Annotated in this window: 8 protein-coding genes and 1 pseudogene; 3 read left to right on the forward strand and 6 right to left on the reverse strand. The window is 54.8% G+C overall.

Annotation, left to right across the window (positions count from 1 at the left end; all coding sequences use genetic code 11):
• The first annotated feature begins 30 nt into the window (after positions 1-30).
• Complete coding sequence (gene ftsY, locus ACTHUT_RS09040) at positions 31-1,563, forward strand: signal recognition particle-docking protein FtsY (protein ID WP_250599328.1); 1,533 nt, start codon at positions 31-33, stop codon at positions 1,561-1,563.
• Positions 1,564-1,736: 173 nt separating this feature from the next.
• Here the strand turns inward: ftsY and ACTHUT_RS09045 are convergent, their stop codons facing one another.
• From ACTHUT_RS09045 to ACTHUT_RS09055, 3 genes are all read right to left on the reverse strand, one after another.
• Complete coding sequence (locus tag ACTHUT_RS09045) at positions 1,737-2,963, reverse strand: MFS transporter (RefSeq protein ID WP_440418742.1); 1,227 nt, start codon at positions 2,961-2,963, stop codon at positions 1,737-1,739.
• A gap of 117 nt (positions 2,964-3,080) precedes the next feature.
• Positions 3,081-3,479, reverse strand: a complete 399-nt coding sequence (locus ACTHUT_RS09050; RefSeq protein ID WP_250599330.1) for an extensin — start codon at positions 3,477-3,479, stop codon at positions 3,081-3,083.
• 311 nt (positions 3,480-3,790) lie between these two features.
• Positions 3,791-5,836, reverse strand: coding sequence for a TonB-dependent receptor (locus ACTHUT_RS09055; RefSeq protein WP_250599332.1), 2,046 nt, complete (start codon positions 5,834-5,836; stop codon positions 3,791-3,793).
• A 401-nt stretch (positions 5,837-6,237) separates the two neighbouring features.
• Between ACTHUT_RS09055 and ACTHUT_RS09060 the strand changes: the two genes are divergently transcribed.
• On the forward strand, positions 6,238-6,906 hold the full coding sequence (locus ACTHUT_RS09060) for a TetR/AcrR family transcriptional regulator (RefSeq protein WP_250599334.1): 669 nt from the start codon (positions 6,238-6,240) through the stop codon (positions 6,904-6,906).
• A 58-nt stretch (positions 6,907-6,964) separates the two neighbouring features.
• Positions 6,965-7,624 (forward strand): annotated as a pseudogene (locus ACTHUT_RS09065) (IS5 family transposase); the annotation flags it as partial.
• A 228-nt stretch (positions 7,625-7,852) separates the two neighbouring features.
• On the opposite strand, the gene ACTHUT_RS09070 reads toward ACTHUT_RS09065, so the two are convergent.
• From ACTHUT_RS09070 to ACTHUT_RS09080, 3 genes are all read right to left on the reverse strand, one after another.
• On the reverse strand, positions 7,853-8,749 hold the full coding sequence (locus tag ACTHUT_RS09070; protein WP_137041403.1) for a polyprenyl synthetase family protein: 897 nt from the start codon (positions 8,747-8,749) through the stop codon (positions 7,853-7,855).
• Positions 8,733-8,960 (reverse strand): exodeoxyribonuclease VII small subunit, encoded by a 228-nt coding sequence (locus tag ACTHUT_RS09075; RefSeq protein WP_003681131.1) that lies wholly within the window; start codon positions 8,958-8,960, stop codon positions 8,733-8,735. The genes ACTHUT_RS09070 and ACTHUT_RS09075 overlap by 17 nt, the downstream gene beginning before the upstream one ends.
• Before the next feature lie 135 nt (positions 8,961-9,095).
• Positions 9,096-10,952 carry a ribonuclease catalytic domain-containing protein gene (locus ACTHUT_RS09080; RefSeq protein ID WP_440418743.1) on the reverse strand — a complete coding sequence of 619 codons (1,857 nt, stop codon included), beginning with the start codon at positions 10,950-10,952 and terminating at the stop codon, positions 9,096-9,098.
• Positions 10,953-10,963 lie beyond the last annotated feature (11 nt).

Genomic DNA, 10,963 nt, shown 5'->3' on the forward strand with positions numbered 1-10,963 from the left:
TCAAGTTTCTAAAATTAAAAGGAAAATTTAATGTTCAGCTTCTTCCGTCGCAAGAAAAAACAGGAAACTCCGGCTCCTGAGGAGGCTCAAGTTCAGGAAACCGCAGCAAAAGTAGAATCTGAAGTTGCTCAAGCAGTTGAAAATATTAAAGAAGATGCAGAATCTTTAGCAGAAAACGTTAAAGGGCATGTTGAATCAGTTGTCGAATCGGCTGTTGAAACTGCCAGTGAAACCGTCGAACAGGTTCGGGAAGCTTTAACCGAAATGCCGTCTGAAACAGTTGAGAAAGTAGAAGAACACGTTGAAGCGGCAAAAGAAGCGGCCGTTGAAACCGTCAGCGAGGCTCTTGAACAGGTAAAAGAAACCGTTGCCGAGATGCCGTCTGAAGTAGCCGAGGCTGTTGAGGAAGCAGCAGAACAGGCTGAAGCGGCAAAAGAAGCGGCTGTTGAAACCGTCAGCGAGGCTGTTGAACAGGTTCAAGAAACCGTTGCCGAGATGCCGTCTGAAGTGGCCGAGGCTGCTGAGGAAGCAGCAGAACAAGCCGAAGCGGTCAAAGAAGAAGTTGTTGAAGCAGTTAGCGAAGCTGTCGAGCAATTTCAAGAAGCCGTTGGGGAAACACCGGCTGAAGCCCCTGCTCCGGTAGAAGAACACAAGCTCAGTTGGGCTGCGCGTTTGAAACAAGGCTTGACCAAATCACGCGACAAAATGGCAAAATCGTTGGCCGGCGTGTTCGGCGGCGGACAGATTGACGAGGATTTGTACGAAGAGCTAGAAACCGTGCTGATTACCAGCGATATGGGCATGGAAGCCACCGAATACTTGATGAAAGACGTGCGCGACCGTGTCAGCCTCAAAGGCCTCAAAGACGGCAACGAATTGCGCGGCGCGCTGAAAGATGCGCTGTACGACTTGATTAAGCCTTTGGAAAAACCTCTGGTCTTGCCGGAAACTAAGGAGCCTTTCGTGATTATGCTTGCCGGTATCAACGGCGCAGGCAAAACCACATCTATCGGCAAATTGGCCAAATACTTCCAAGCGCAGGGAAAATCTGTGTTGTTGGCGGCAGGCGATACTTTCCGTGCTGCCGCGCGTGAGCAGCTTCAAGCTTGGGGCGAGCGCAACAATGTGACCGTAATTTCGCAAACTACGGGCGATTCCGCAGCCGTTTGTTTTGATGCCGTCCAAGCCGCGAAAGCGCGCGGGATCGACATCGTGCTTGCCGATACAGCCGGCCGTCTGCCGACGCAGCTTCATTTGATGGAAGAAATCAAAAAAGTGAAGCGCGTGTTGCAAAAAGCCATGCCTGATGCGCCACATGAAATCATCGTCGTGCTTGATGCCAACATCGGGCAAAACGCCGTCAACCAAGTGAAAGCCTTTGACGAAGCGCTGGGTCTGACCGGCCTGATCGTGACCAAGCTAGACGGTACGGCCAAAGGCGGTATCCTTGCCGCACTTGCCTCCGACTGCCCAGTTCCTGTCCGCTACATCGGCGTAGGCGAAGGCATCGACGATTTGCGTCCGTTTAATGCCAAAGCGTTCGTAGATGCCCTATTGGATTAAACAGACAGGCTGAGGCTTGTAAACGCAGTTTGCGGGGGTTTCTGAGCCGTATTTTGCAAAGATCTCGCCTTGCAAGAAGCGGGCGTGAAAATCATAGCGCAAGAGTAGCGGAAAATAACGGAAGGCCGTCTGAAAACCCTATTTCAGGTTTTCAGACGGCCTTTCTTTGAGTCTTACGGCTCGTCTGAATCAAACAGGCCTCGGCACGCATACAGCAGCCCTCCCGCCAATACGGCCAGACCCACCGCCGCCCAATACGCATCGGCATAGCCGACCGCCTTTGCCAGCCGCAGGGCGGCGAAACCGGCCGCGTAACTGCCGAGCAGAACCACGGAGAATTGCAGGCTGCTGTCGAGTGCGGCGGTGGCGCGGTCGGATTTGTCCATCACCAACGCCAGTATTACCGGCAGCAGCAGCGTGTAGCTCAGGCTCAGGGCGATGATTTGCGCGGGTGGCAGCCAAGGGTGGACGCGGGCAAGCGCGTCGATGGCGGTCATGGACACCAAAAGCGGCAGTTGCAGCGCGTACAGCAGGAACACGAGTTTGCGGCGCGGATAATTGCGCGAAAACCAGCCCGACAGCGGCGTAACAATCAGGCAGGCGACAGGAATACCCACCGCCAGAATTCCGCCCGTCTGTTTCGGGGAGAAGCCCAAATCCGCCAGCTTGGGCACAAAAGTCGCCGCCGCAAACGCATACGGTGTGGCAACGGTAAACAGCAAAACCAGCCACCGCCAGCCCGTTTCAGGCTGCCTCCAAAAGGAGACCAGCCGTGCCGCCAATGCCGTCAAACCGCCTTGTGCCGTCGGGCTTTCCGGCTCACGGTAGCACAAGAGTTGTAGCAACATCAGCAGGCTGAACGCCAGCATAAAGCCCGCCGCCGCCGTCTGCCCGTATTCCTGATACAGCCACAACACCAGCGCGCCGCCGATCATCTTGCCACCGCGCGCCGCCATCGTTTGAATCACGCCGCCGAAACCGCGTTCGCGGTGCGGCAAGACGATGCATGACAAGCCCAGCATCGCGCAGCCGTACACCGCCGACATTGCCGAGAGCAAAACGCAGCAGGCCAGAAGCAGCGGGAAATTCCGTGTCATGTCGGTGCAGGCCATCAGCCCGAACACCGCCGAAAGCCCCAGCGTCGCCGCCAGCAGCCAGCCGCGAAACCGTCCGAACCGCCCCGCCGGCCGCCGCTCCATCAGCGCGGCAAACAACACCTTCGCCGCTTCGATACCGCCGATTAAATGTATCCAGCTCAGTTGGTTCAGGCTGTAACCGTGGTTTTTCAAAATGGCGACCAGCGCGACCAGATAAAAACCGGTCAGCGTGAATTTGTAGGTGCTGCCGCCGATAAGCAGTAGCCAGTCGCGCGGGGCGGGGGATGCGGAGGTTTGCGGCATGGGTTGGTTTTCCTTGGGGCGGAGCGTGTGAAGGTAAAGGCCGTCTGAAAATAAAAAAATCAAGCGTGTGCAGCCGATTTGCGGCCGAAAAACCGCTATCTGTGTTTGCAGTCTTTTTCAGACGGCCTTCAACGCTTCTTCCGCCCGCAGCAGGGCGGTTTGCTCGTCGGCTTCGACGATGTAGTTCACGCCCAGCGCGGGGGCGAGTTTGGACGATTGTTCGCGGAAGAATGCCAGTTGCGCCGCGTCGGGTTCGATGAGGAGCATGGCAGCGCAGCGTTCGGCGAGTTGCGGCCGGTGTGTCTTTATCCATTCGATGTAGGTTTTGCGGTCGGCAATGCGCTGTTCGTCGCTCACCTGCCGCCGCATGGGGGTGCAGACGGTGGCGAAGCGGCGGTTTTGGTCTAACAGGGTTTCGAATTCTGCCAGCCAGTCGGCAAAGTCGGCGACGTGGGTTAGGTCGGTCAGGTAGATGGTGCCTTCGGGCAGGGTTTTGGCGGGGGTGAAGTAGTGCATGGGATTCCTTTGGGTATTGGGGAGCAGGCGCAGGTTGGATATTGATGATTAGATTTCTTGTGCCGTCATTAGCTTACGCGTGTCCGCTTCGCTACCTCCGTGCAGGCGGGAATCCAAATCTATCCGTATAGAAACTTATCGGATAAAGAAGTACCTTCGAGGCTTCATTCTGGATTTCCGCTTGCGCGGGAATGACGGTAATCGGTTGTTACGGCCGTTTCAGACGACCTTTGTTATTCCAGTAACCGTAGGTAGGGCATTGATGCCTGATCTACGATAGTTTCAGACGGCCTCCATCATTTCAGCCCCGCCTAAAACTTCCATTCCGCGCTCACGCCCACGCTTCTGGGGCGTTGGTAGAGTGCGTCTTGGCGGTCGGCGCCGGAAATGAATATGGGGCGACGGCGGTTGAACACGTTGTCGGCGTAGAGTGAGATGCGGCCTTGTTTGAAGTTGTAGGCGGTGTAGAGGTTGACTTGGTTGTATGCGCCGATTTTGCCTGATTCGGCATTGTCGGCGGCGGAGTAGTAGCCGCCGTAGAAGCGCACGTCGCCGCCGGCTTCCCAGCCTTTGTCGTTCAGGTATTTCACGCCGATGTTGGCGGTGTATTTGGGCGCGCGGCCGAGTTTGTTGCCTTCGATGCCAGTGTCGGGATAGCTTTTGATTTTGGTGTTGAGCAGCCCCAGTCCGGTGGTGAGTTTCAGGCTGTCGGTGGCCTGCCAGTCTGCGGCGAGTTCCGCGCCGTAGGTGTGGACTTTTTTGGCGTTGCGGATGACGACGGAGTTGATGTCGAGATTGAAGGGAAGCTGCATGTCGCGGTAGTGGTTCAGGAACAGGTTGCCGGAGAGTTGCAGGCGGCGATCTGCGCTGCGCCAGCGGGTGTACCACTCGTAGTTGTTCACATATTCGGGTTCATAAGTGTAGGTTACGACGGTGCGGCCGAAGGTGATGCCCGCGCCGCCCGGGTTGTAGCCGCGCGCGGCTTTGATGCCGCTGACCCATTGGTCGGTGGGTTTGAAAGCGATGTCGATTTTGGGCAGGAACACAGTCTGGCCTTTGTCTAAATCAAGGTGCAGTGCGCCGCTGCCGCCGCTTCGTTTGTGCGTTTCTTTTTCAAGGCGGGCGGCGGCTGTGATGTACCATTTTTCGCTGGGGCTGTATGTGGTTTCGGCAAACAGGGCGCGCACGCTGTTGCGGTCGTCAAAGGTGTTGCGGCCGCCGACGCTGCGGATATCCACCCATTCGTCTTGTTTGCTGCGGAAGTAGTGCAGTCCGGCAAGGCCTTTCAGACGGCCTTTGTTGGAAAAATGCAATACCGGCTCCCATTGCAGTTCGCGGCCTTTGAGTTCGGCGGGCACGCCTTGCGGGCTGACGGTCATCGGCAGGTGCAGCCGCTCGTTGTGGTAGTGGCCGTAAACCAGTTTGTTTTCCAGTTTCAGATAGTCGTTAAGCTGCCACGATACGTCCCAGATGCCCGATGTCGAGCCGGTTACGAACACGGGCTTTTCTTTTAAGAAACGGCGGCTGGCGGTATTGCCCATGATTTCGTTTTGCGGTGCGCGCGAACGGATGTGGTTCAGCGTCAGGCGGCTGTAAAAATCGGGATGGTTTTCGGGCGTGAGCAGGAGTTTGAAGCGCACGTTGGTGTTTTCCACGCGGCGCGGGTTGCCGGTCGGCTCGTAAGACACGAACGGCTCGTAACTTTCGCGCTGCTGCCGCTCCGCGCTCAAGCGGAAGGCAAGGTTGTTTTTTACAATCGGCCCGGACACTACGCCGGCGATGTTGCGCGTTTTTTGGTTGCCCAAACCCAAGCGCAACGCGCCTTCCCATTCATCGGTCGGATCTTTGGAACGCATCACCACCGCGCCCGCCACCGCGTTCTGCCCGCGCACATGGCTTTGCGGCCCGCGCAAGACTTCCACTTGCTGCATGTCCCACAGCGACTGCGTGCCGAAGGCGAATTCATTGTAAGTGGCGGAGCGGCCGTCTATAGAGAGGTTCAGGCGCGGCCGCGTGCCCGCGAAAAACGCCACCGCGCCGACGGCGGGTCCCGAGCCGTCTACGCCGCGCACGGTCGGCAAATCGTTGCCGCTGCCCAAGTCCACCGTGTTTACGGTCTGTTTGAGCAGGTCGGTCGCGGAAAGGTTGTGGCCGCTGCGGTCGATGTTCGGCGTGGTGAAAACGCGGTTGGACGTGGCGGTTTCAAAGCCGCTGCGGTTGGTGCGTTCTCCGGTGACGACGACTTCTTCCAACTGCACTTGTTCCGCATCTTGCGCCGTATCAGTGGCATAAATCCATTCGGAGGCGAAAGCGGCGGCAAGCAGCAGCGGCAGGCGGCGGAGGGTGGGTTTCTGCATTTCCTTATCCTTTCAGACGGCATACACCGGGGCGGATTGAACATCAGGCAATCCAACCGATCCGGCAGTATGCAAATATTTGTTGTTTACACATTTACATAAAACAAACTATTAATGTAAAGTATAAGAAACAAAAAACAGGAATGCAAGTATTTATCATTCACTTTACATCCCCCCTTTTTATAGTGAACCATCTAAAAACAATTCCCTCTCCCATTCGGCGGGAGAAGGTTGGGGAGGGCGATTCTGCGACTTTTATGAATTTGGCCTGCTAAGCATCCGACAGCCCTCATCCATAGGGTGGAGCGGAGGGATAAGGAAAGAGGCCGTCTGAAACGCCGCCGTATTGCCATTACCACCGTGGGGAAATATGATGAGTATCCGACTTGCGGATAACTTTAATGAAAACCCTTTATGAACAAAATCAAAACCTTTCTACCGTCATGACCGCCAGCAAACAACAAACCATCGCCGACACCGCCCGCCGCCTGTTCCGCGAACACGGCTTTTCCGCCGTATCCGTAGGAGGAATCTGTACCGAGGCCGCCGTCAGCCGCGTTACTTTTTACAAATATTACAGCGGCAAAAACGCGCTCTTGCAGGAAATCGTTACCGAGCAGAAAAACCGCGTCCGTGCCGAATTTGAAAATCTGCTTGCACGGCAATGCAACCTGCGGGAAGCCGCCGAAGCCGTTTTTGCCCTACAAAAACAATCGTTTGAAGAACTCTATTCCGCCGCCTTCCTGCGCGACATTGAAGAGAACACCGATTTGGAGCTGGAGCGGTTTTTCCATGAGTTGAACAAAGAAAAATACGCCTTTATGCGCGGTTTCTTCCATACCCTGCAACAACGCCGCCTGATTCAGCCCGATTTGCCGGTGGAACTCATCGACCTGTTCATCCGTCAGGCGGATATATTGATGCGCCATCCGCAACTGGCCGCGCTTTATGCCGCTGCGCCGCAAAAACTGCCGCAGGATATATTGGGATTGCTGCTGCACGGTTTGGCAGGGGAGGAAGGTACGGGTGAGGAGATTGATTTTTTGGGGAAGATGAAAGGGATTTGCTGAATTTCTCATAAAACGTCGTCTGAAAACGAATTGTCGATTTTCAGACGACGTTTTAATCCTGTCCGAATTGCTGGAACTGATTAACCGCCAACTGACCAAAAAAAAACCTAAAAGTAGAGAAAGCATCCGCCGCCGTCATTGACGCCACCATTATCCAGACCACCGGCAGCAAACAGCGCCAGGCCATAGAAGTCGATGAGGAAGGACAAGTCAACGGCCAAACCACACCGAGCAAAGATGAAGATGCCCGTTGGACAAAGAAAAACGGCCTCTACAAACTCGGTTACAAACAACATACCCGTACCGATGAGGAAGGCTATATCGAGAAACTGCACATCACTCCCGCCAATACCCATGAGTGCAAACACCTGTCGCCTTTGTTGGAAGGACTATCCAAAGGCACGACCGTCTATGCCGACAAAGGCTACGACAGCGCGGAAAACCGGCAACATCTGAAAGAACATCAGTTGTTGGACGGCATTATGCGCAAAGCCCACCACAACCGTCCGCTGACGGAAGCGCAAACCAAACGTAACCGATATTTGTCGAAAACCCGTTATGTGGTCGAACAAAGCTTTGGAACGTTGCACCGTAAATTCCGCTATGCCCGGGCAGCCTATTTCGGGCTGATTAAAGTGAGTGCGCAAAGCCATCTGAAGGCAATGTGTTTGAACCTGTTGAAAGCGGCAACAGGCTAAGTGTGCCTGTTGCCGCCTAAAAGGCGGCCCGGATGCCTGATTAATCAGGTATACAAGGATAATTAAGGGGGTATTTGAGTAGAATCAGTGGATATTTGAAACAAAAACAGCCGAAAACCTGTGTTTGGATTTCGGCTGTTGGAGGAAAGGCTTTTTTGCAAAGGTCTCAGTCTGTTAAAAAGGCCGTCTGAAACCCAAAATCAGGTTTCAGACGGCCTTTATCAGACGGCCTTTATTTATTTTCAGGTTTAGTTTTTCCGTGCGGTAACAAACTCGGCCAGTTGGCGCAGGCGCAGGGCTTTGTCGCCGAATGGCTCGATCAGGGCAACGGCTTCTGCAATCAGCGTTTCTGCGTAAGTACGCGCGGTCTGCAGGCCCATCAGTTTGACGTAGGTCGGTTTGTCGTTGTCCGAGTCTTTGCCGGCGGTTTTGCCCAATGTTGCGGTATCGGCTTCGCAGTCCAATACATCGTCGATCACTTGGAAAGCCAGGCCCAATTTGGCGGCGTAGTGGTCTAAGGTTTGGATTTGAGCCGGTGTTAAGTCCGGGCAGGAAAGTGCACCTAAGGCTACGGCCGCGCGGATGAGTGCGCCGGTTTTGAGGCTGTGCATCTGTTCCAATTCGGCCTGATTCATGGCTTTGCCGACATTGGCAAGGTCGATGGCTTGTCCGCCCGCCATGCCGAGGCTGCCGGATGCTTGGGCCAGCGTGGACAACATGGCAAGCTGACGTTCGGCAGGCAGGCCTGTCGGACGGCTCAGTACATCAAAGGCTTGGGTTTGCAGTGCATCGCCGACCAAAAGGGCGGTTGCTTCATCGTATTGCACATGGCAGGTCGGTTTGCCGCGGCGCAGGCTGTCGTTGTCCATCGCCGGCATATCGTCGTGAACCAGCGAATAGACGTGCACCATTTCGATGGCCGCCATCGCCTGCTCGACGGCGTTTTGGTTTGCTTCGCCCAATTCAGACGCAGCAAGCACCAAGAGCGGGCGCAGCCGTTTGCCGCCGCCGAGGGTAACGTAACGCATGGCTTCGTGCAGCGTGTGCGGCACTTGGCTTTCAGACGGCAAAAAATGTGCCAGCAGCAATTCAGTTTGTGCTTGGGCTTTTTGCTGCCATGTTTTGAGTTCATTCGCCGGGTTCAAGGTTCAACTCCTTCAGTTCGCCAGCATCCAATACTTGCAGTTTCTGCTCGACTTCCGCCAATTTGGTTTGGCAGTATCTGACCAATTCGTTGCCTTCCTGATAGGCGGCCAGAGCGTCTTCCAGCGGCATTTCGCTGCTTTGCATGGCCTGGGTCAGGGTTTCGAGGCGGGATAAGGCTTCTTCAAAGGATTGGGGGGCGTTTTTTTTCATGGTTTGAAATGATGGGCAGAAAAGGGGAATTGTAGCATTTTTAGATGATGAAGGCCGTCTGAACGGGGGTGAAAACGAAATCAAAGATTTCTGTTTCTGCGTTCAGACGGCCTTTTTTCAAACGAAATAACGTTATCAGCCCGGTAAAACGGCTTTTTGATAGTTGAGCGCGATAAACTGCTTCTCGGCATCCAGTTCGGTGATTTTGAACAATGCCTGCGATTTAGGCAGCGCGTCAAACGGAATACCGGTCGCGCGCGTTACCAGCGGCAGGCCTTCAATGCGGACGAGGTCTTCTTTGAGGATGGTGGCCGTCAGCTCGCTTGTGCCTTGCTGTTGCAGATAGACGAGGCTCCAGTAGGCTTCCATTTGGCGTTGGAAGTCGGCGTAGGCCGTATAGGCGGCATCAAAGTCGCGCAGCGCGGCGAAAAGCTCGGCATCGCTGTTTTGATACAGCGGCTCGGCAGTGTCATCGATCAGGCTGATCAGCTGCTTTTGGTTGATGTAGTCGGCGGCACGGCGCAGCGGCGAGGTAAACCAGCCGTAATGCTGCACGCCCATGCCGATGTGCGGCTCGGATTTGGTGCTCATGCGCACTTTGCCTGCCGGTTGGACGCGGAAAAGGCCGGGTAGCTCGTTTTCGTCCAGCATTTGCGCCCAAGTGCTGTTGGCAAGAATCATCATCTCGCTGACCAGCGTATCGATGGGCGAACCGCGTTCGCGGCGGACGACGGATACGTTGCCTTCCTCATCCAATTCGATGCTGTAATCGTATTGCGGCGCACGGTCGGGCTCGTATTTGCCGCGTGCTTTTTGCAGGGCGATGGTAAATTGATAGAACCAAATCAGGTCTTGATGGTGGGCGAACATCATTTCGCCTGCTTCGTCCAAGCCCGTTTCGGCGTTGAAATGCGGCTCGATGGTTTGGATGCGCAGGTTTTCGGCGATATTGACGGTTTCGATTTTGCAGGTCGGCGCGCCGACGTTGAACTCGTTGTCCACATCGAAATAAATGCTGACGGCAGGACGGTATGCGCCTGCATCAAGGCTGAACGCGGCAATCCAGTTTTCTGGCAACATGGTAATTTTGCCGCCGGGGAAATAAACCGTGCTTAAGCGTTCCATGATGTTTTTTTCCATTTTGTCGCCTTGTTTAATGGCAAGCGACGGCGCGGCGATGTGGATACCGACGCGTTTCATGCCATTGCCCAAATCGGTCAGGCTTAAAGCGTCGTCCACTTCGGTGGTCGATTCGTCGTCAATGGAAAAGGCGGTAACGTCGGCTTTGGGCAGGTCGGGCATTTCAGGAAGCGGAAGGTCGGGGAAGCCTGTTCCTTTCGGGAAATATTTGATTTCAAACCCGTCTTGCAGGTATTGGGGAATGGACGTAATGCCGCCCGTTTTTTTCGCCAGTTCGTAGGCGGAGATTTTCAGCTCGTCGGCGGCTTTGGTAAAGGCTTTGTAGGTCAGCGACTGCTTGTCGGGCGCGTGTAAGATGGTTTTCAAATCCGCCGCGATTTCAGACGGCATCTCGCCGCGTTTCAAGGCTTCCGCCCAAGCATCAATTTGCGCGTCTTGCTGTTTTTTGCGTTCGATGGCGGCAAGCGCCTGTTTCAAAGTTTCTTCGGGCGCGGCTTTGAACACGCCTTTGGCTTTTTTGTAGAAATACATCGGTGCGGCATACAGCGCAATCAAAGTCGCCGCCAGCTCGGTTTTGGTCGGCGCATGGCCGTAATATTCTTCGGCGATGGCTTCGGTGGTAAATTCCTCTTCGCCGCATACTTCCCACAATAAATCGGTGTCGATATCCGCCGCCTGTGCCTGCGCGTTCTCCAAAAATGCCGCTATATCGCCGTCAAACTCAGCAAAGACATTGTTTGCCTTCACTTTGGTGCGTTTGCCGTGTTGGGTATCGACTTGGTAGGTGGCGTCGTTTTTTTGGACGATGGAGGCAACTTTGAATTGGCCGGACTCTTCGTAAAAGATATTCATTTTTTTAGGAT

This window comes from Neisseria sp. P0022.S010, assembly GCF_051956635.1.